This is a genomic window from Telmatospirillum sp. J64-1 (assembly GCF_006980715.1).
GTDB lineage: Bacteria > Pseudomonadota > Alphaproteobacteria > Rhodospirillales > Magnetospirillaceae > Oleiliquidispirillum > Oleiliquidispirillum nitrogeniifigens.
In genome coordinates this window covers 152,473-173,478 of sequence record NZ_SBHN01000003.1, presented here as the reverse complement: position 1 = coordinate 173,478, position 21,006 = coordinate 152,473, and the positions used below count along the sequence as shown (strand labels likewise).

The following is a 21,006-nucleotide window of genomic DNA, read 5'->3' as shown; positions in this document are numbered from 1 at the left end:
GGTGCCGCGTCCGAGAACGGGTCCTTTACACCGGACCCTGGGAAATTTCAACCCGCTCAGTCGAACAGCGTCGAAACCGAACGCTCTTCGCTGATGCGCTGGATGGCTTCGGCCATCAGCGGAGCGATGGTGATCTGGCGGATATTGTGCGCGCCCTTGACCGCTTCGGTGGCTTCGATGGAATCGGTGATCACCAATTCCTGAAGCGGCGAATTGGTCACGCGCTCGACGGCGGCACCCGACAGAACGCCATGGGTGACGTAAGCGGCGACCGAGACGGCCCCGGCATCCATCAGCGCCTTGGCGGCGTTGCACAGCGTCCCGGCGGAATCGACGATGTCGTCGACCAGGATGCAGCGGCGGCCTTTGACGTCGCCGATGATGTTCATCACCTCGGAAACACCGGCGCGTTCGCGGCGCTTGTCGATGATGGCCAGATCGGCGTCGATGCGCTTGGCGATCGAGCGGGCGCGGACCACGCCGCCCACGTCGGGAGAGACGATCATCACGCCATCGCCCTGATAGCGGTCGCGGATGTCGTTGGTGAAGACCGGCGCGGCATACAGGTTGTCGAGCGGGATGTCGAAGAAGCCCTGGATCTGACCCGAATGCAGGTCCAGCGTCACCACGCGGTTGGCGCCTGCGGTGGTGATCAGGTTGGCGACCAGCTTGGCGGAGATCGGCGTGCGGGGACCGGATTTACGGTCCTGGCGGGCATAGCCGAAATAAGGAATCACCGCCGTGATGCGACGGGCCGAGCCACGCTTGAGCGCGTCGAGCGTGACCAGCAACTCCATCATGTTGTCGTTGGCCGGGAAGGAGGTCGACTGGACCAGGAAGACGTCTTCGCCGCGCACATTTTCATGGATTTCGACGAAGACCTCGTTATCCGAGAAACGGCGCACGGCCGCTTTCGTCAGGGCGAGGTTGAGGTAATTCGCAATGGATTCCGCGAGGGTGCGATTACTATTACAAGCGAGGATTTTCATGCCGTAACCCTTGGGAGACGGGGCTGGCAACCGAAAGCCCCTTGGCTGGACGCGGCGGACTGTAACAGCCGGACTTTGGTCTGTAAACGATATAGAGCCCCGCCCGGCGCCTATTCGGAAGGTCGGGTTTGCGCGAGTATTTCGGCTATGCCTTCCGCGCCGCCCGCCGCGATATCGCGTGCCACGCGACCCCAGGGACCGCTGAGCATGCCGCGTGGCACCGGGGCCGCCTGACGCGCCACGCCCAGTTCCCGGCCTTCTGCGTCTTGCAGCGTCCAGGCCACGTCCACGAGATCCTGGCCCGGCGGCCCGTCGCTGAGGCGCACCCGTCCCTCCACCCGGTAATCGGCGGGGGCGTCGGGCGACACGATTTCGGCGCCGGCGGATGCGGCCAAGGCAGCCTGTATGGCGCGGTGAAGGCTGGCCGTCCCGTCGCCCGGGGCCTCGACGATCTGCAGGCTGACGCGCAGGCGGGAGGGGGAGGGCAGGGCCAGCGGGGCGAGGATATCGGCGGCCTGGGCGGCCAGCAGGGTCTCAGGGAGGCTGGCGGGCTGGCTGTGGCGTCCCAGTTCGGTGCCGTCGCGGTCGAACAGGCGCCAGGTCAGCACGCCGTGTTCGACCTGACCGTCAAGGAACATGCTGTTGGCGTTGCCGATGCCCACGAAGGCGGGTAATTCCCGCTGGCGCAGGGCTTCGGCCATGGCCTCGGCCAGGACCTCGTCGTCCCCGGCCGTCACCGCGACCCCCCAGAAGGAGGCGGCAGGCTGCATCAGCGGGTTGACCCCTTCATGGCGAAAGGGCTGGGGCAGGGTCGTGCAGGCGGCGAGGACGAGACAGGCCAGCCCCGCTGGCAGAAAACGGCCCCGCACCTCATCCCCCCGCGAGCAGGGCGACGCAGCTTCCGGTCATGACGACGAGTATGAAGCCGAACAGCATCATGAGATGGGGCATGACGGATTCAGCGCTCGATCACGATGGCGGAAAGCTGGCGTCCGTAATCGGGTTCGCCGCGCTGGACGGAGCGGCGGAAGCTGAAGAAGCGCTCTTCCTGGGCGAAGGTATCGCAGGGGGTGCGCACCACATCCACCAGGCCCAGCACCGCCAGGCGCCGGGCGCAATAGCCGGGCAGGTCGAAAAGCAGCTTGTCGGCGGAATGCTGGCAGGGGGCGAAGAAGGATTTGTTCAGTTCGTCCTCGGCCAGGAAGGGCGGGGCGAAATCGGCGGAAACCTGATAGGAACGCTGGGCGATGCAGGGGCCGACGGCTGCCGTCATGTTCTCGCGCTTGGCGCCCAGGCTTTCCATCGCCTCGACCACCGATTTCAGCACGCCGCCCAGGGCGCCGCGCCAACCGGCATGGGCGGCACCGATCACGCCGGCCTTGGGATCGGCCAGCAGCACCGGCGCGCAATCGGCAGCCAGCACGCCCAGCGCCAGGCCCGGTACATTGGTCGCCAGGGCGTCGGCGGCGGGCAGGTCGCCGGGGGCGAAGGGTTCGGTGACGATCAGGGTCTTGCTGGTGTGTTCCTGGCGCAGGGTGACCAGGGCCTCCGGGGGCATGTCCAGGTATTCCATGGCAATGGCACGATTGCGGCGCACTTTTTCAGGGTCGTCTTTCGACCCTGGTCCACAATTCAAGGATGCGTAAATGCCTTCCGAAACTCCGCCGTCCCTGCTGAAGAAAGCATGACGGATCCCGGTATGTTCATTCAGTGCTGAAACTGTGATCATTGCTGCCGGTCTTTATTATTCGTTTCGTGTGTTCTTGTCAGAACCCGGGCGGAGCTGGCAGATCCGGCTGCGTCAGGGCCAAGGATTTAAAGAGAGTGCCCATTTCCGTCGGACTGATCAAGCGATGGCAGGCGGTGGCGATCTCGAAACGCTGCTTCGGCTCGGCGCCGCGGAGCAGTGCCTCGGCCCGGGCTTCGATGCCCATGGCCCTTAGGAAGCTGCCCTGGTCGACGGTGCCATGGGCCTTGGCCGGGCGGGCGGCGTCGGCAAGGGCCTGGAAATCGACATGGGCGGTCAGGTCGGCCTCGCCCGGCAGGGCTAGCACCGGGTGGTAGCGATGCTGGCGGACCGCCTGCAAGGTATCGCCGGCGGCCGAGCGGGAATGGCCGTAATCGACGATCAGGGCGGCCCCGCCCTGATCGCAGAGCCGCCGTCCGATGGCCTGGGCTACCTCTTGCCCGGCGGGGCAGGTCTCGGCGATATCGCCTTCGGCGACGCCGTCGAGGCGAGGAAGGCCGGGGGAACCAGCGTCCAGCAGCGGCCCGGTAACGAAATCCAGGTCGTCCCCGCAGGCATCGATCAGGCGTTCGCGCCAGCCGCCGCCGTCGCGCACGAACTGGCGGATGGGCAGGGCGTCGAAGAATTCGTTGGCGACCAGCAGCATGGGGCCGTCCGGGATCTCCGAGAAGTCGTCATGCCAATCCACCGGGGCGCCGCGCAGGGCCTCGCGCTGGCGCAGGCGCAGGACCGGGCTGGTTTCCACCAGATGCACCCGGACGGCGCCCAGGAAGCCCGGCACCAGCCGGGCGGCGCGCAGCAGGTCGCTCATCAGCGTGCCGCGTCCCGGCCCCAGCTCGACCAGCCGGAAATGGCGCGGCGATCCCATCTGCTGCCACACCACGGCGCACCACAGGCCCAGCAATTCGCCGAACATCTGGCTGATTTCCGGCGCGGTGGTGAAGTCGCCGCGTGCGCCCAGCGGGTCCTGCTTGCGGTAATATCCCCATTCGGGATGGCCCAGGGCTTCGGCCATGAATTCCGAGACCGGAAGGGGGCCCTCGGCCTTGATGCGGTTGCGGATATGCTGCTCCAGCGGGCTCACGCCGGCTGTCCCTTGCGCGGCCACAGGATCAGCGCCAGCCCCGCCGCCACCATGGGCAGCGAGAGCACTTGGCCCATGGTGATGCCGCCGGCGAGGAAGCCGATATGGGCGTCGGGCTGGCGGAACAACTCCCCGATCATGCGGGCGATGCCGTAACCCGCCAGGAAGGTCCCGGCCAGGGTTCCGGCGCGCATCCGCACCGCCTCGACCCGCCACAGCAGGTGCAGCAGCAGGAACAGCAGCAGGCCTTCCATCGCCGCCTGATAGAGCTGGCTGGGATGGCGCGGCACCGGCCCGCCGGTCGGAAAGATCACCGCCCAGGGCACGTCCGGGGCGGGGCGGCCCCACAGCTCGCCGTTGATGAAATTGGCGATGCGGCCGAAGAACAGGCCGATGGGCACGGTGCAGCAGATCATGTCGCCGACCCGCAGCAGGTTGAGCCCTCGTCGGCGGCTGAACAGGATGATGGCGATGATGACGCCCAGCGCGCCGCCGTGGAAGGCCATGCCGCCTTGCCACAAGAAGAGGATCTCCAGGGGGTTCTGGAGGTAATAGGCGGGCTGGTAGAACAGCACGTAGCCCAGCCGCCCCCCGAGCACCACGCCGACCGTCGCCCAGACCAGGAAGTCGTCCACGTCCACCTTGGTCATGGCATGGGGCGGCTTGCTGACCAGCCAGCGCAGATAGGCCCATCCGCCCATCAGGCCGGTTATGTAAGCCAGGGCATACCAGCGGATGGCGATCGGGCCGATCTGAAGAGCGACCGGGTCGATGTCGGGGAAGGCGATGGCCACGTGGCTTGGTCCTCAGCGATAGCGGTCGGGAGTGGCGAGATAGTCCTGCACATAGCGCGACACACCCTCTTCCAGCCCCGTGAAGGGGCGGGTATAGCCGGCGGTACGGAGCTTCTCCATGTTGGCTTGGGTGAAGTACTGGTACTTGTCCCGGATCTGCAGGGGCGTGTCGACGAACTTGATATAGGGCTCCTTGCCCAAAGCGCGATAGACCGAAGAGGCAAGATCGAGAAAAGACCGCGCTTGGCCGGTGCCGACATTGTACAGGCCCGAGACCGTGGGGTTGTCCAGCAGCCACATCACCACGTCGACCACGTCGCCGATCCAGATGAAATCGCGCAGCTGCCCGCCATCGGGATAATTGGGATTGTGCGAGCGGAACAGATGGGCGGGGTTGCCCATCTCGGCATGGGGATAGATCTGCGCCACCACGCTCTGCTGTCCGGCCTTGTGGTATTCGTTGGGGCCGTAGACGTTGAAGAATTTCAGGCCCGCCCATTGCGGCGGAGCGGGCAGCCTGTCTTCCAGCTTCTTCGCCACGCGGCGGTCGAAGAGATGCTTGCTCCAGCCATAGGCGTTCAGCGGCCGCAGCTTGGCCAGGTGCCGGCGCGACATGTCGTCGTCGAAGCCTTCCGAGCCGTCGCCGTAGGTCGCGGCCGAGGAGGCGTAGATGAACCGGACATGATGAAGCGAGCACCATTGCCACAGGGCCATGGAGAGCGCGAAATTGTTGGTGAAGATCTTGTCGGCATCGGTCTCGGTCGTGGCCGAGATGGCGCCCATGTGGATGACGGCCTTCAGCTTTTGCTTGTTGGCGTCAAGGAAATCGAAAAGCTGCTCCGGTGCGACGATGTCGGCCAAATCGCGCTTGGCGATGTTGCGCCATTTGTCGTTGGAACGCAGGCGGTCGCAGACCACCAGTTCGCAATCTCCGCGCTCTTCGATGGCCGCTGCGATATTCGAGCCGATGAAACCGGCACCACCCGTAACGACATACATGGACAGGCACTCCCTTAGGCCAGGCTTTGGGCGTTTATAGGGCCGGTCCGGCAGGGGGTGCAAGGGCGGGTCCCTCCGGCGGCAGGTCTTTGACGGTAATCGTGTAAAAATCAGGGCCTATTGCCAGGAACGGTCCGCCTTCTTCATAATGAGGTTCCTATTTAGTCCGGAAGGCCGATATGCAGACCGAAAACCGCTTCTTCGACGATCTCTCCCGCGTTGCCGGTGGTGCGCTGGGGACACTCACCGGCCTGAAGAACGAGGTCGAGGCCTTGGTTCGTCAGCAGTTCGAACGCATCCTTTCCGAAATGGACGTGGTTCCGCGCGAAGAATTCGACATGGTGCGCGACATGGCCGCCAAGGCGCGCGAGGAGCAGGAGGCCCTGACCCTGCGCCTGGTGGCGCTGGAAGCCGAGCTGATGGCGCTGAAGGGCGCCGCCAAGGCCGGTGAAAGCGCCAAGCCGCAGGACGGCACCGCCGATGGCGGAAGCGCTCCGCCGGTTGCCTGACCATCCTGAAAAGGCCCTGACTGCCGCCTTTGCCGCCGCCTACTCCCAATGCTCCGGCCTTGCCGTGGGGGCGGGGGATTATTGCCTTGCAGGCGGCAGGGGCGCTGTCTAGTCTACCCCTTGTGGTGTCTCCGGCCCGGAACGCCATATTTTTGCATTGTCGCGCCGCCTTCGCGCGGCGCTGCCAGAGGAGGGCTCTCCATGACCATATCCGTGGAATTCGGCGACGACGAGCTCGCGGCCAATCCGCTCGACCTGGTGGAGCAGTTCGTCATCGCCAATGATTGGCCCTTCGACCGGCGCAACGACGAAGAGATGGCCGTCGAAGTGCCGGGCCGCTGGTGCGATTTCAGCCTGTATTTCGCTTGGCGGGAAGAATTGGGCGCGATGCACTTCACCTGCGCCTATGACATGAAGATTCCCGACGCCAAGCGTCCGCCCATCTACGAATTGCTGGCCCTGGTCAACGATCGCATGTGGCTGGGCCATTTCGGCATCTGGGCCGAAGAAAACATCCCCATGTTCCGCCATTCGGTGCTGCTGCGCGGCGCCTCGGGGGCGAGCATGGAACAGATCGAGGATCTGGTGGATATCGCGCTGAGCGAGGCCGAGCGCTTCTATCCGGCCTTCCAGTTCGTCATCTGGGGCGGCAAGACGGCGAACGAGGCCATCGCCGCAGCCCTTCTCGATACCGTCGGCGAGGCCTGAGACCTGACATGACGACACGGATTCTGCTGGTCGGCTGCGGCAAGATGGGCGCGGCCATGCTGGAAGGCTGGCTGGACCGGGGGCTGGCCCCCGCCGATGTGGTGGTGGTCGATCCCGGCGATTTCGCACGCCGCACCTTCGACGGCCGGGTCCGTGTCGTGGGCGGCGCCCAGGACGTGCCGGAGGATTTCTCCCCCGACGTTCTGGTCCTGGCGGTCAAGCCCCAGGTGATGGCCGACGTCGCCGCAGCCTACGGGCGTTTCCGCAACGTGGTCTACCTCTCCATCGCGGCGGGCAAGACCATCGCCTTCTTCGAGGGGCTGTTCGGCCGCGAGGCGGCGATCATCCGCGCCATGCCCAACACGCCGGCCGCCGTGCGCGCCGGCATCACCGTCCTGTGCGCCAACGCCAATGTCACGTCCGCCCAGCGCGCGGCCTGCCGCGATCTTCTGGCCGCGGTGGGGCAGGTGGAAGAGGTGGCGGACGAAGCCCTGATGGATGCCGTCACTGCCGTCTCGGGCAGCGGGCCGGCCTATGTCTTCCATATGGTCGAGGCCCTGGCCGAGGCCGGACGCCGCGCCGGACTGCCCGCCGATCTGGCCCTCTCCCTGGCGCGGGCCACGGTCTCGGGGGCGGGGGAATTGCTGCGCCAGTCCTCCGAGGAGGCGGGGACGCTGCGCCAGAACGTCACCAGCCCCGGCGGCACGACCTTCGCCGCCCTTCAAGTGCTGATGCGGGAGGAAGGCGGCTTGACCGCGCTGATGAGCGAGGCCGTCGAGGCCGCCACCCGGCGTTCCCGGGAATTGGCGTCCTGACTCGAGGCGTGAGTCCCGCCCGGTAAATTTTACAAGAAAAAAAGCGGCTTGAACGCGGAGCGCGGTTTGCGCTCGCGCGCATTTACGCTATTGTCGCCGCAAGGCGGGTAGGATTTGGGTAGGTTCCCGTCGCCGGAGCAAGCAATCGGACCACCATGGTGCTGCAGCAGAAGAAGCCGATCGAGATCGTCATTGCCGAAAAGAACCCGTTGCTCCAGAGCAGCCTGATCAAGCTGTTCTCGGGGGACGACCGCTTTTCCGTTCTGACGGTCGCTTCCGATGGCGAACGATTCCTGGCTGCCGCCGAGCGGCTGCATTTCGACGTGGGCGTCATCGGCTGGGAAATGCCCTTCCTCGACGGACGGGGCGTCTTGCAGGCTTTGCGCGGCAAGGCCGATTCGCCGCGCATCATCGTCTATACCGGCAGTGGCAATGCCGATGTGCCGCGCCAGGCCATGGCCTTGGGAGCGGCGGGGTTCTGCTCGAAGAACGATCCGCCGCAGCAGCTTCTGGACACCATCACCAGCGTCGCCGCTGGCAAGATGGTCTTCCCCTTTATCGATGTGGCCCGCCTGGCCGCCGATCCCTTCGCCGGGCTGACCCCGCGCGAGCGGGAATTGCTGTCTTCGCTGGCGGGCGGGCTGACCAACCAGCAGATGGCGCAGCAGCTCGACATCTCGCTGAACACGGTTAAGTTCCACCTGAAGAATCTCTACGACAAGCTGGGCGTCTCGAACCGCGCCCAGGCCGTGGCGTTCTATCTCAAGGGACGCGACGGACGGTGAAATCCGGGTAGGGGAGGCCCTGCCCGCAAGAGAGAGGGTGCCGACACCCAAGGGTGTTGTGTCTCGAGGGGCCGTTTTCCCATGATGCAGAAAAGCAAAGAAAGCGGGAGAGGCATGAGCATCGTCCAAGAGGATCTGGCGGTGGCGCCCGGCCTCACCTGGGGCTTGCGCGCCGTGACCGAAGCCGCAGCCCGTGCCGCCTGGGATTGTATCGGCCAGGGCAACAAATGCCAGGGCGACCGCGCCGCCATCGACGCCATGGGCGACGGCTTGGACCGGCTGGGCATCAACGGCCTGCTGGTCATCGGCGAGGGCAGCCAGGAGGAATCCCCCCGGCTGTACAGCGGTGAACGCATCGGCGATCCGGCCCAGCCGCCCCGCTACGACATAGCCGTCGATCCGGTGGAAGGCACCAGCTATCTCGCCAAGGGCATGACCAATGCCATGGCCGTCATCGCTATGGCCCCGCATGGCAGCCTGTTCGATCCCGGTCCCGCCTTCTACATGGAAAAATTCGCCGGGCCGCCGCAGGTGCGCGGCCTGATCGACCCGGACTCGCCGGTCGAGGAAAAGCTGAACGTGCTGTCCCGGACGCTTGGCAAGAAGGTGGGCGAGCTAACCATCTATGTGCTGGAAAAGCCGCGTCACCGCGACCTGGTGGAACGGCTGCACCGCGCCGGCGCCCGTGTCGCCCTCTATCCCGCCGGCGACGTGGCCGGGGCGGTGATGGCGGCCATTCCCAATTCCGGCATCGATGCGCTGATGGGCACGGGCGGTACGCCCGAAGGCATGCTTTCGGCCTGCGCCATCCGCGCCATGGGCGGCGAATTCCTGGGCCGTATCGACCCGCAGCTCGCCAGCGAGAAGCTGGCCGTGCTGGAGCAGGGGATGGACATCCAGCGCTGGTGGCGCTGCGAGGAATTGGTGACGTCCGACCAGGTGCATTTCTGCGCCACCGGAATCACCACCGGTCTGCTGCTCGAAGGCGTGGAACGCTGCCAGGACAGCGAGAAGACCCATACCATGATGGTCAGCGGCACCACCGGCGAGCGCCAGTTCCTGACCACCTATCACCGGCTGCGCAAGGCTGGGGCGGACTAGGCCGGGCCTTTGGCCTGTCGGAATGCTGGCAAAGCCGGTGCCGCCCGCAGAAAACGTCACCCCCGCGAAGGCGGGGGTCCATGTTGGGGATCGCAAAGATATAAGCCGCGAAATATGGATGCTGCGGCTCCATGGACTCCCGCTTTCGCGGGAGTGACGAGGAAAGGGGTTTGTCGGCATCCTGCCCGGCCTTTGCCCTGCCAGTCTCTTCGAGACGTCGCTTTGCGGCTCCTCAGGGCGAAGCTAATTTATGCTTTCTCATCAATCCTATAAACCTGATGCGGAAGAGCCCCGCGGGGGCCTCTCGGTGCATGCGCCTGCAGAGGCTCGAAACTGCTCTAACCATCTTTGACGCGAATGTTATATAAGGGCACCGCGCCTTCTGGAGGAACGGATGCCCCTCAACCCGAACATCACCCGGCCCATCATCTTGGGAATCGTCGGCGATTCCGCTGCGGGAAAGACGACCTTGACCGCAGGGGTGGCCCAGATTCTGGGGCAGGAGCGCGTCCTCACCATTTGCACCGACGACTACCACCGATACAGCCGTGCCGAACGCGAACAGAATGGCATCTCGGCCCTTGATCCGCGCGGCAATTACATCGACATCCTGGAACAGCACATCCGTGCCCTGCGCAACGGCGAGCCGATCCTGAAGCCGGTCTACGACCACCGGGACGGCACGCTGGGGCGGCCGGAATATGTCGAGCCCAAGGAATACATCATCCTGGAAGGGCTGCTCGGCTATTCCTCGCGGGCGATGCGCGATTGCTACGATGTGAAGGTCTATCTGGAACCGGACGAGAATCTGCGCGTCAAATGGAAAGTGCAGCGTGACACGGCCAAGCGCGGCTATGGACTGGAGGAGGTTCTGCGCTCTTTCGAGCGGCGGAAGTCCGACAGCATCAATTTCATCAGGCCCCAGCGCACCTTCGCCGACATGGTGGTCAGCTTCCATCCGCCGGAACACAACCTGGATGAAAGCGGAGCCCGCCTGAATGTGCGCCATGTCCTGCGCCCCACCTTGCCCCATCCCGACCTCACGCCGATCCTGGACGCGGGCGCGAAAAGTGGGTTCCGCATGGACTTATCGCGCGATGTTGATGGAAAGCCGGTCGATGTTCTTGAAATTTCCGGCGATATCGACGACAAGCGCGCAAAGGCGATGGAAGAGCTCCTGTGGAGCCTTATCCCCGAAGCAGGGCATCTGCGTGCCAATCTGGGCCAGTTCACCGATAACGAGAACCGGACCGGCATCAGCCACCCGCTCGCCTTGTCGCAGCTATTGATCACCTTTCACCTGGTGAAGGCCGCCCTTGGACACTATGCGATCTAAAAAGGATCAGATCTCGATGACAGCCCAGCTTGCCACGGCTCCGTCTCAGGCCAGCCATGCCGAATTGGCCAATGCCATCCGCTTCCTTTCCGTGGATGCGGTGGAAAAGGCCAAGTCCGGCCATCCCGGAATGCCCATGGGCATGGCGGATGTGGCGACGGTTCTGTTTACGCGCTTCCTGAAATTCGACGCCAATCATCCCCGCTGGGCCGATCGCGATCGCTTCATCCTTTCCGCCGGCCATGGCTCGATGCTCCTCTACTCGCTGGCCTACCTGACCGGCTACGAGGATATCAATATCGAGCAGATCAAGAATTTCCGCCAGCTCGGCGCCCGTACCGCCGGTCACCCGGAATTCGGTCATGTCTCGGCGGCCGAAACCACCACCGGGCCGCTGGGCCAGGGTATCGCCAATGCCGTCGGTTTCGCCCTGGCGGAAAAGATGCTGGCCGCCCGCCACGGCTCGGACATCGTCGACCACTACACCTATGTCATCGCCGGTGACGGCTGCCTGATGGAAGGTATCAGCCAGGAAGCCATCTCGCTGGCCGGCCATCTGCGCCTGAACAAGCTGATCGTGCTGTGGGACGACAACCATATCTGCATCGACGGCGACACCGAGATGGCCGTCTCCGACGACCAGCTGATGCGTTTCCAGGCCTCCAACTGGGATGTCTGCCGCGTCGACGGCCATGATCCGGAAGCCATCGCCGCCGCCATCGATGCCGCCCGCAAGTCCGACAAGCCCTCGCTGATCGCCTGCCGCACCACCATCGGCTATGGCGCCCCGACCAAGGCCGGTTCGGAAAAGACCCATGGCGCGCCGCTGGGGGCCGACGAGATCGCCGGTATGCGCGAAAAGCTGGGCTGGCCCCATGCGCCCTTCGAGGTGCCGGACTCCATCCTGACCGCCTGGCGCCTGGCCGGGTCGCGCGGGGCCGATGCCCGCCGCGCCTGGGAAGGCCGGGTCGAAGCCATGCCGGCCGAGGCCAAGGCCGAATTCCTGCGCACCCTGTCCGGCCGCCTGCCCGCGGGCTGGCAGGACAAGCTGACCGCCTTCAAGAAGAAGGTGTCGGAAGAACAGCCGAAATGGGCGACCCGCAAGGCCAGCCAGGAAGTGCTGGAAGTCCTGACTGCCGCCATTCCGGAACTGGTGGGCGGCTCGGCCGACCTGACCCATTCCAACCTGACCATCACCAAGTCCACCCGCTCGGTCACCCCGACCGACTTCTCGGGCCGCTACCTGCATTACGGCGTGCGCGAGCACGGCATGGCCGCGGCGATGAACGGCCTGGCCCTGCATGGCGGTTTCGTGCCCTATGGCGGCACCTTCTTCGTCTTCTCCGACTATCTCCGTCCGGCCTTGCGCATGTCCGCCCTGATGGGTCAGCGGGTTCTCTATGTGTTGACCCATGATTCCATCGGGCTGGGCGAAGATGGGCCGACCCATCAGCCGATTGAACATCTTGCGTCCCTGCGCGCGATGCCCAATGTGCTGGTTTTCCGCCCCTGCGATGCGGTCGAGACGGCTGAATGCTATGAAGTGGCGCTGTCGAACGAAGGCGGTCCGAGCGTCTTCGCCCTGTCGCGCCACAACATCCCGACCGTGCGTCAGGACCATGTGGAAGAGAATCTGTCGGCACGGGGTGCCTATGTGCTGTCCGAACCCGACCAGCCGCGCCAGGTGACCATCCTGGCGACCGGGACCGAAGTGCCTGTCGCCCTGGTCGCCCAGGCCATGCTGCATGAAGTCGGTATCGCTACTGCCGTTGTTTCTATGCCTTGTTGGGAACTGTTCGCGCAGCAGCCGACCGATTACCGTCGCAAGGTTCTGGGGTCTGGCCTGCGCATCGCCATCGAGGCAGGCAGCACCTTCGGGTGGGAGCGCTGGGTCGGCGACGAAGGCGCCGTGGTCGGCATGAGGAGCTTCGGGGCTTCCGGCCCGGCCGAGCAGCTCTACGCCCATTTCGACATCACCGCCCAGTCGGTTGCCGATATCGCGATGGCCCGCCTGGGTAAGGCCAAATAAGGGAGAGAAATTCAGATGGCACTCATTTCGCTTCGCCAACTGCTCGACCATGCGGCTGAGAACGGCTACGGGATTCCGGCGTTCAACGTCAACAACATGGAACAGGTCAAGGCGATCATGGAGGCCGCGGCGGCCACCGACAGCCCGGTCATCCTGCAAGGCTCGGCCGGTGCCCGCAAATATGCCGGCGAACCCTTCCTGCGCCACCTGATCCTCGCCGCCACCGAGGCCTTCCCGCATATCCCGGTCTGCATGCACCAGGATCACGGCACCTCGCCGCAGGTCTGCATGCGCTCCATCCAGTCGGGCTTCAGCTCGGTGATGATGGACGGCTCGCTGATGACCGACGGCAAGACCCCGTCTTCCTATGAATACAATGTCGACGTCACCGCCAAGGTGGTCGACATGGCCCATGCCTGCGGCGTGTCGGTCGAGGGCGAACTGGGCTGCCTGGGCTCGCTCGAAACCGGCCAGGCCGGCGAGGAAGACGGCGTCGGCGCGGAAGGCACGCTCGATCACAGCCAGATGCTGACCGATCCCGAGCAGGCCGCCGATTTCGTCGCCAAGACCAAGGTGGACGCCCTGGCCATCGCCATCGGCACCAGCCATGGCGCCTACAAGTTCACCCGTCCGCCGACCGGCGACATCCTGGCCATCGGCCGCGTCAAGGAAATCCATGCCCGCATCCCCAACACCCATCTGGTGATGCACGGCTCGTCCTCGGTGCCGCAGGAATGGCTGCAGATCATCAATAATTACGGTGGCGACCTGGGCCAGACCTATGGCGTGCCGGTGGAAGAGATCGTGGAAGCCATCAAGCATGGCGTCCGCAAGATCAATATCGACACCGACCTGCGCATGGCCTCGACCGGTACCATCCGCAAATTCCTGGCTGATCATCCCAAGGAATTCGATCCGCGGAAGTATCTGAAGGAAACCACCAAGGCCATGTCGGAAATCTGCAAGGCCCGCTACGAAGCCTTCGGTGCCGCCGGCTGGGCCAGCAAGATCCGTCCGCTGTCCCTGGAAACCATGAGCGAACGCTATGTCTCCGGCGACCTGGAACCCCAGGTCACGGCCATGGCCGCCCAGTAAGTCCGGGCACAGGCGAACAAAACGAAACGGCGGCTCCGCAAGGAGCCGCCGTTTTGCTTTTCTGGTCTGCTTGAACATCCTTGTCTCGTCGCTCCCGCGGAGGCGGGAGCCCATGTCAGGTCCAGAAAGGAGCCGTGACATGGATTCCCGCTTTCGCGGGAATGACGAGTGAAATGTGGATACGGGCAGGGCCCAGAGATACCTTACTCGGTGACGAAGCGCGGACCCTGGCGGCTGGCCTGCTGGCCGGCCTGGATCTTGTTCCAGACCTTCTGGGCGATGTCCCGGTAGGCCTGGGCATGCGGGCTTGAGGGTTTGCTGACGACGATCGGCTCGCCCCGGTCCGAGGTGCTGCGGATATCCACATGCAGCGGCACTTCGCCGAGGAAGTCGCAGTTCAGGCGCTTGGCTTCGGTCTGGGCGCCGCCATGGCCGAAGATATGCTCCTCATGGCCGCATTTGGGGCAGACGTGGTAGCTCATGTTCTCGATGATGCCGAGAATGGGCACGTCGACCTTGCGGAACATGTTCAGACCCTTGCGGGCGTCCAGCAGGGCGATGTCCTGCGGGGTCGAGACCACCACCGCGCCGGCCAGCGGCACGCGTTGGGTGATGGTGAGCTGGGCATCGCCGGTGCCGGGCGGCATGTCGATGACCATGACGTCGATCTCGCCCCAGCGCACGTCGCGCAGCATCTGCTCCAGCGCACCCATGACCATCGGGCCGCGCCAGACGATGGGGCTGGCCTCTTCCACCATGAAGCCCATGGACATGACCTTGATGCCATAGCCTTCCAGCGGCAGCATGGTCTTGCCGTCCGGCGAGGTCGGCTGTTCGCCCGACAGGCCCAGCATGCGCGGTGCCGAGGGGCCGTAGATGTCGGCGTCGAACAGGGCGACCTTCAGGCCCAGCTGCGACAGGGCCAGGGCCAGGTTGATCGAGGTGGTGGACTTGCCGACGCCGCCCTTGCCCGAGGCGACGGCGATCACCGACTTGACGGTGGGCAGCAGGCTGTCGGGCTGGGCCGCGCCGTGGCTATGGCCGTGGCCGCCGCCATGGCCGCAACCCGGGCCGTGCTGGTGTCCGCCCTGTTGCTGCTGTTGGCCGCCGCCCTGGCGCTGGGCGGTCAGCACGGCCGAGGCGGTCAGCACGCCCGGTAGGGCATCGACGACCTTTTCGGCCTGTTTGCGCAGTGGTTCGAGATGAGGGCCGCGCTGGGGATCGACCTCGATGGCGAAGGCGACATGCCCGTCCTTGACGGCCAGTCCCTGCACCATCCCAAGGCTAACGATATCTGCCTTTTTATCGGGGTCCAGAACCCCACGCAGGGCTGTAAGGACCTGTTCTTCCGTGACCTGCGCCATGCTTGAAAACTCCTTGCCTTTTCACATATCCCCTGGACGCTTTGGTGTTATAGGCTTCCCTTCTTTGCGGGGAGCTTTAGTGTATGAAGCGCGGATGGCACTCTAGCTGACCGTGATATAGGGCGCAGCACCAATTTTGCTGTGGATTTTGCTATGGTGCTAAGCTCAGACTTGTAAAAAAGTGTCCGGTCTCTCTGACGGGACACTCAATGAAAGGGAAGGATACTCGATGCCTTGGACTCCTCAAGGCGGGGGCGGCGGCCCCTGGGGTAGCGGCGGAGGTAATAGCGGCGGCGGTGGCCCGTGGGGCCGCCCCGGCGGCGGTGGTGGCGGCGGTGGCGGCGGCGGTCCGCAGCCGCCGGATATCGAAGAGCTGATCCGCAAGAGCCAGGACCGCTTCAAGCGCCTGATGCCCGGCGGCTTCGGCGGCGGCCGTGCCCTGGCGCTCGTGGCGCTGATCGGCTTGGCCCTGTGGGGGGCGACCGGCTTCTATCGCGTCAACCCCAGTGAACAGGGTGTGGTCCTGCGCTTCGGCAAGTGGGTGGATACCACCGGTCCCGGCCTGCATTACCATTTGCCGTCTCCCATCGAGACGGTGATCAAGCCCAACGTCACCCAGACCAATCTGGTGCAGATCGGCTATCGCGCCCAGGGCGGGGAAATCCCGCGTCCCGGCATGCGCGCCGCCGGCGTACGCGACGTGCCCGAAGAAAGCATCATGCTGACGGGTGACGAGAACATCGTCGATATCGATTTCTCGGTCTTCTGGGTCATCAACGATGCCGGGCAGTATTTGTTCAACATCCGCGATCCGGACGGCACCGTGCGTGCCGCCGCCGAATCGGTGATGCGCGACATCATCGGCCAGACGCCGATCCAAAGCGCCCTGACCGCCGGCCGTGCCGAGATCGAAATCGCCACGCGCGACCGGCTTCAGGCATTGCTCGACGAATACGGTGCCGGGGTGACGATCACCCAGGTCCAGCTGCTGAGCGTCGACCCGCCTGCCCCGGTCGTGGATGCGTTCAACGACGTGCAGCGTGCCCGCGCCGACCAGGAGCGTCTGCGCAACGAGGCCGAGGCCTATCGCAACGACATCATCCCGCGTGCCCGAGGCGAAGCCGAACGGATCGTTCAGGAGGCCGAGGCCTACCGCGAGCAGATCGTCAACGCGGCGGAAGGTGACGCCCAACGCTTCCTGTCGGTCTACCAGGCTTATGTCGGTGCCGAGGACGTGACGGCCCGCCGCCTGTATCTGGAGACCATGGAAGAAGTCATGCGCGGCACCAGCAAGATCATCATCGATCCTGCCGCCGAGAACGGCGGCCGGGGCGTGGTGCCCTATCTGCCCTTGCCTGAATTGCGGCCCCGTCAGGGTCAGCCGCCGGCTCCGGGCCAGCAGGCCCAGGGTCAACAGCAGCCCTCGCCGACGGCGGCGCTGGCTCCCGGAGGTGCCCGATGAACAAGATGTTCGTTCTCGGCGGCCTGCTGGTCGTCGGCGCAGTCGTCGCCGCTTCGGCGCTGTTCGTCGTGCGTCAGCCGGAACAGGCGTTGGTCCTGCGCCTGGGTGCGCCGCGCGCGGTCATCACCGAGCCGGGCCTGCACGTCAAGGTGCCCTTCATCGAAGACGTGCTGGTCTACGAGAAGCGCGTCCTGTCGCTGGACCTGCCGGCCGAGCAGGTGCTGCTGGCCGACCAGCGTCGCATCGAGGTGGATACCTTCACCCGCTTCCAGATCGAAGACCCGCTGCGCTTCTATCAGACGGTGCGCAACGAGGACGTGGCCCGTGCCCGTGTCCGCGATCTGGTCTCCGGTTCGCTCCGCCGTGTTCTCGGTGGCGTGATGCTGCAAAGCGTCCTGTCGGGCGAACGTGTTGCGATCATGAACGAGATCCAGCGCCAGGTGACGGCGGAAGCCGATGGCCTGGGCATCAACGTGATCGACGTGCGTATCCGCCGCGCCGACCTGCCGGAGGAAACGAGCCAGGCCATCTTCGCCCGGATGCAGTCCGAGCGTGAGCGTGAAGCCCGCGAGGCCCGCGCCCAAGGTCAGGAACGCGCCCAGCAGATCCGCGCCCGCGCCGAACGCGAGCGCACCGTGCTTCTGGCCGAGGCCCAGCGCCAAGCCCAGATCCTGCGCGGTGAAGGCGAGCGCAACGCCAACGCCATCTGGGCCCGTGCGGCGACGCAGGACCCGGAATTCTTCAACTTCTACCGCTCGCTGCAGGCCTACCGCACGGTGTTCAACGACGACAATACGTCGCTGATCCTGTCGCCTGACGGCGAGTTCTTCCAGCATTTCGGCATCTCGCCGCGGAACGGGGGAGAAGGTCCCCTGACCCAACCCACCGGCGGACGCTGATCCCTTGACTTCGACCCCTTCCGGCCTTCCGGGAGGGGTCTTTTTCCTTCCCTGTCTATGACTTTGTTCCTTACAGCCCTTTTTCTTGCGATCACCTTGGAAGGCCTGCTTTATGCTCTGTTCCCCGGCGGCATGAAGCGCCTGCTGGTACAGATCATGGCAGCCCCGCCGCAAACGCTGCGCTGGGGCGGCGTTTGCATGGCTATGCTGGGCGTAGCCATGCTATGGCTGTTACGTGGCGGGGCGCCGTGACAACGGCGGTCGGATGCGGCCGAAGAATCGAGTGTTTTTTCCCTTTGCTTGAAGCGCAATGGGCACAAGACTAAATTTGGCCGACTGGTAATGCCGGAAAAACAGAAAGCCCGGTAAAGTGCGAGGGAGAGTATCGGTGAGAGAAGCAAGATACAGAAAGCAGGCTCAAGCCCGTGTTGCCGCCGCGCCTGTGCCGCGTCTGGCACTCTGGCTGCTTAGCGGCTTGGTCGCCCTGGCACTGCTTTTGACGGCCGTGCAGGTGCAGGCGCGCCCGGCGCCGGAGAGCTTCGCCGATCTGGCGGAGCGCCTTCAGCCGGCGGTGGTCAATATTTCGACCACGCAGACCATGCAGGGGCCCGAGCGCATGCCCGAGACGCCCCAATTCCCGCCGGGTTCTCCCTTCGAGGATTTCTTCCGCGAATTCTTCGAGAACCAGCCCGGCGGCCGTCCGGACGCGCCGCCGCGCCGTTCCACCTCGCTCGGGTCGGGGTTCATCATCGATCCCGAAGGCTATGTGGTGACCAACAACCACGTCATCGCCGATGCCGACGAGATCAGCGTCATCCTGCATGACGACACCGTGCTGAAGGCCGAGATCGTCGGGCGTGATGCCAAGACCGATCTGGCCCTGCTGAAGGTCAACAGCAACAAGGAACTGCCCTCGCTGCAATGGGGCGATTCCGATGCCACCCGCGTCGGCGACTGGGTGTTGGCCATCGGCAACCCCTTCGGCCTGGGCGGCACCGTCACCGCCGGCATCGTCTCGGCGCGCGCCCGCGACATCAATGCCGGTCCCTATGATGATTTCATCCAGACCGACGCCTCCATCAACCGCGGCAATTCCGGCGGCCCGATGTTCAACATGAACGGCGAGGTCATCGGCATCAACACCGCCATCTTCTCGCCCTCGGGCGGCAGCATCGGCATCGGCTTCGCGGTGCCTTCCGCCCTGGCCAAGCCGGTCATCGACGACCTGCGCGAACATGGCCGGGCGCGGCGCGGCTGGCTGGGTGTGCGCATCCAGTCCGTGACCGAGGAAATCGCCGAGAGCCTGGGCCTGGAGGATGCGCGCGGCGCCCTGGTCGCCAGCGTCACCGAAGGCGGCCCGGCGGAGCAGGGCGGCATCCGTGCCGGCGACGTCATCCTGCAATTCGCGGGTCGTGAAGTCCCCGACATGCGCCGTCTGCCGCGTATCGTCGCCGAAACGCCCATCGACCGCAGCGCCGAGGTGGTGGTGTGGCGCGACGGCCGCCGCCAGACACTGAATGTCGTGGTCGGCGAACTGCGCGAGGAAGACGAGGAACCGGTCGTCCGCACCAGCGAACAGGCCCCCCGTTCCGAACCCGGACAGATTTCGGTTGCCGGGTTGGGCATGAGCGTTGCCACGGTCACGCCGCAGATCCGCGAGCGCTTCTCGCTGGCCGAGAACGCCAACGGCGTGGTGGTGGTTGCCGTGGAATCGACCGGTGCCGCCGCCGAAAAGGGCATCCGCCCCGGCGACCTGATCCTGGAAGTCAGCCAGGAACAGGTGACCGCACCCAATGACGTGGTCAGCAAGATCGAAGCCGCCCGCAAGGCCGGGCGCCGTTCCGTCCTGCTGCTGATCGAGAACGAGCGGGGCTTGCGCTTCGTCGCCCTGCGCGTCGACAACGAACCCCAGACCCAGCCCGGTCCCCAGCCGCGCCCGCAGCGCAACTGAGGTCGGCTGAGTTCGTAAAAGAAAAGCCCCGGCAGCGATGCCGGGGCTTTTTTACATTGCGCGCAATCCTTTTTCTTCGTCACTCCCGCCAGCTTTTGGTAAGCCACCAAGACACAAGGACACCAAGGCTTTGGTCAGGAGGCTGACAAAGTCGATGCCGTCCGCAGAAAAGCGTCACCCCCGCGAAGGCGGGGGTCCATGTCGGGGGGCGTGAAGATATAAGCCCCTAAATATGAATGCTGCGGCTCCATGGACTCCCGCTTTCGCGGGAGTGACGAGGAGTAAGGCGTTTGTCAGAAGTCTGACCAAAGCCTTGGTGCCTTGGTGTCTTCGTGGCCCCCAGCATTATGAGAGCGTCACTGTGACGATGTGCTGCGGACGGTCGTTGTCTACTCGACGAAGTCTTCGGCCTTGTAGCCCTGGGCGTAGAGCAGGGCGGTCAGGTCGCCGTGGTCGATGCGGACGCGGGCCTCGGCCGAGACGATGGGCTTGGCGTGATAGGCGACGCCCAGCCCGGCGGCGCGGATCATGTCCAGGTCGTTGGCGCCGTCGCCGACCGAGGCGGTCAGCGCCAGCGGGATCTTGCGTTCACTGGCGACACGGATCAGGGTTTCCAGCTTGGTGGCGCGGTCAAGGATGGGCTCGGTGACCTCGCCGGTCAGCTTGCCGTCCCGGATGACGAGGTCGTTGGCGAGATCCATGTCGAAGCCGCAATGGGCGGCGACGCGCGCGGTGAAATATTTGAAGCCACCCGAAACCAGCACCGCATAGGCGCCGTTGGCGCGCATGGTCTGGACCAGCTTGCGGGCGCCGGGCATGTATTCCAGCCGGGCGAAGGTCTTGTCCAGCGCCGAGACGTCCAGTCCCTGGAGCAGGCCCACGCGCTCGCGCAAGGCCGCCTTGAAATCCAGCTCGCCGTTCATGGCGCGCGCGGTGATGGCTGCTATATGCTCCTTCAGCCCGGCATAATCGGCCAGTTCGTCCAGCGTTTCGCCGACCACCATCGTGGAATCCATGTCGGCCACCAGCAGGCGCTTGCGCCGGCCTTCGGAAGCCTGGGCCACCACATCGAAGGGCTGGCCGTCCAGCCGTCCGCGCACGGCGGCCTCGGCCTGTTCGGGCGCCAGCATGGCGAAGGGAATGTCGCAGGCGATGCCCCGGTCCAGCCAGGAAGGCTGCGCGGTATCGGCTCCCAAATCGTTGAGGGCCGCGCGCGCTGCGGCGGCGATGCCGTCTTCGAGCCCGCCGGTGGCGGGGTTGGCGATCAGGGTCAGAACATAATCCATCGGAGCATCCTACCGTCTCGGTCCCGGTTGCTTTACGGTGTGGCGGATCGATT

At 65.1% G+C, this 21,006-nt stretch carries 20 protein-coding genes; 12 read left to right on the top strand and 8 right to left on the bottom strand.

Translation table 11 applies throughout. The annotated features are described in order from the left end of the window. Positions 1-56: 56 nt before the first annotated feature. The 6 genes from EPD66_RS04580 to rfaD form a co-directional block, all read right to left on the bottom strand. Positions 57-989, bottom strand: coding sequence for a ribose-phosphate pyrophosphokinase (locus EPD66_RS04580; protein ID WP_142847296.1), 933 nt, complete (start codon positions 987-989; stop codon positions 57-59). A gap of 110 nt (positions 990-1,099) precedes the next feature. After that, entirely contained in the window at positions 1,100-1,858 is a 759-nt protein-coding gene (locus EPD66_RS04575) for a hypothetical protein (protein ID WP_142847295.1), read from the bottom strand. A gap of 89 nt (positions 1,859-1,947) precedes the next feature. Further along, a complete protein-coding gene (gene pgeF / locus EPD66_RS04570; RefSeq protein ID WP_142847294.1) occupies positions 1,948-2,718 on the bottom strand; it encodes a peptidoglycan editing factor PgeF in 771 nt (256 codons plus the stop codon). A 37-nt stretch (positions 2,719-2,755) separates the two neighbouring features. After that, positions 2,756-3,820 carry a class I SAM-dependent methyltransferase gene (locus EPD66_RS04565; RefSeq protein WP_255448363.1) on the bottom strand — a complete coding sequence of 355 codons (1,065 nt, stop codon included), beginning with the start codon at positions 3,818-3,820 and terminating at the stop codon, positions 2,756-2,758. After that, positions 3,817-4,614 (bottom strand): prolipoprotein diacylglyceryl transferase, encoded by a 798-nt coding sequence (gene lgt, locus EPD66_RS04560; protein ID WP_142847293.1) that lies wholly within the window; start codon positions 4,612-4,614, stop codon positions 3,817-3,819. The genes EPD66_RS04565 and lgt overlap by 4 nt, the downstream gene beginning before the upstream one ends. A 12-nt stretch (positions 4,615-4,626) precedes the next feature. Beyond that, a complete protein-coding gene (gene rfaD, locus EPD66_RS04555; protein ID WP_142847292.1) occupies positions 4,627-5,613 on the bottom strand; it encodes an ADP-glyceromanno-heptose 6-epimerase in 987 nt (328 codons plus the stop codon). Between the two features lie 179 nt (positions 5,614-5,792). On the opposite strand from rfaD, the gene EPD66_RS04550 reads away from it, so the two are divergent. The 8 genes from EPD66_RS04550 to fba all read left to right on the top strand — a co-directional run bounded on the left by EPD66_RS04550 (position 5,793) and on the right by fba (position 13,991). Continuing rightward, positions 5,793-6,122, top strand: a complete 330-nt coding sequence (locus tag EPD66_RS04550; protein ID WP_142847291.1) for an accessory factor UbiK family protein — start codon at positions 5,793-5,795, stop codon at positions 6,120-6,122. A 201-nt stretch (positions 6,123-6,323) separates the two neighbouring features. After that, a complete protein-coding gene (locus tag EPD66_RS04545; RefSeq protein WP_142847290.1) occupies positions 6,324-6,830 on the top strand; it encodes a YbjN domain-containing protein in 507 nt (168 codons plus the stop codon). A gap of 8 nt (positions 6,831-6,838) precedes the next feature. Continuing rightward, positions 6,839-7,645 carry a pyrroline-5-carboxylate reductase gene (gene proC, locus EPD66_RS04540; protein WP_142847289.1) on the top strand — a complete coding sequence of 269 codons (807 nt, stop codon included), beginning with the start codon at positions 6,839-6,841 and terminating at the stop codon, positions 7,643-7,645. Between the two features lie 155 nt (positions 7,646-7,800). Beyond that, entirely contained in the window at positions 7,801-8,430 is a 630-nt protein-coding gene (locus EPD66_RS04535) for a response regulator transcription factor (protein WP_142847288.1), read from the top strand. Between the two features lie 114 nt (positions 8,431-8,544). Then, positions 8,545-9,531, top strand: coding sequence for a class II fructose-bisphosphatase (glpX, locus tag EPD66_RS04530; protein WP_142847287.1), 987 nt, complete (start codon positions 8,545-8,547; stop codon positions 9,529-9,531). A 394-nt stretch (positions 9,532-9,925) separates the two neighbouring features. Beyond that, entirely contained in the window at positions 9,926-10,867 is a 942-nt protein-coding gene (locus EPD66_RS04525) for a phosphoribulokinase (protein WP_142847286.1), read from the top strand. Between the two features lie 16 nt (positions 10,868-10,883). Further along, positions 10,884-12,896: a transketolase gene (tkt, locus tag EPD66_RS04520; RefSeq protein WP_142847285.1), complete on the top strand. Its 2,013-nt coding sequence runs from the start codon at positions 10,884-10,886 to the stop codon at positions 12,894-12,896. Between the two features lie 15 nt (positions 12,897-12,911). After that, positions 12,912-13,991 carry a class II fructose-bisphosphate aldolase gene (gene fba, locus EPD66_RS04515; protein WP_142847284.1) on the top strand — a complete coding sequence of 360 codons (1,080 nt, stop codon included), beginning with the start codon at positions 12,912-12,914 and terminating at the stop codon, positions 13,989-13,991. Between the two features lie 203 nt (positions 13,992-14,194). On the opposite strand, the gene apbC is transcribed toward fba, so the two are convergent. Continuing rightward, the gene (gene apbC, locus EPD66_RS04510) at positions 14,195-15,355 is read right to left on the bottom strand and encodes an iron-sulfur cluster carrier protein ApbC (RefSeq protein ID WP_142847283.1); all 1,161 of its coding nucleotides are present in this window, start codon (positions 15,353-15,355) and stop codon (positions 14,195-14,197) included. Between the two features lie 229 nt (positions 15,356-15,584). On the opposite strand from apbC, the gene hflK reads away from it, so the two are divergent. The 4 genes from hflK (at position 15,585) to EPD66_RS04490 (ending at position 19,667) form a co-directional block, all read left to right on the top strand. Further along, positions 15,585-16,817 (top strand): FtsH protease activity modulator HflK, encoded by a 1,233-nt coding sequence (gene hflK / locus EPD66_RS04505; RefSeq protein ID WP_142847282.1) that lies wholly within the window; start codon positions 15,585-15,587, stop codon positions 16,815-16,817. Then, positions 16,814-17,716: a protease modulator HflC gene (gene hflC, locus EPD66_RS04500; protein ID WP_142847281.1), complete on the top strand. Its 903-nt coding sequence runs from the start codon at positions 16,814-16,816 to the stop codon at positions 17,714-17,716. The genes hflK and hflC overlap by 4 nt, the downstream gene beginning before the upstream one ends. A 57-nt stretch (positions 17,717-17,773) precedes the next feature. Continuing rightward, entirely contained in the window at positions 17,774-17,968 is a 195-nt protein-coding gene (locus EPD66_RS04495) for a DUF2065 domain-containing protein (RefSeq protein WP_142847280.1), read from the top strand. Between the two features lie 136 nt (positions 17,969-18,104). Beyond that, positions 18,105-19,667 carry a DegQ family serine endoprotease gene (locus EPD66_RS04490; protein ID WP_370511861.1) on the top strand — a complete coding sequence of 521 codons (1,563 nt, stop codon included), beginning with the start codon at positions 18,105-18,107 and terminating at the stop codon, positions 19,665-19,667. 389 nt (positions 19,668-20,056) lie between these two features. Here EPD66_RS04490 and serB read toward each other — a convergent pair whose 3' ends face one another. Continuing rightward, positions 20,057-20,953, bottom strand: a complete 897-nt coding sequence (serB, locus tag EPD66_RS04485) for a phosphoserine phosphatase SerB (protein ID WP_142847279.1) — start codon at positions 20,951-20,953, stop codon at positions 20,057-20,059. Positions 20,954-21,006: the final 53 nt, after the last annotated feature.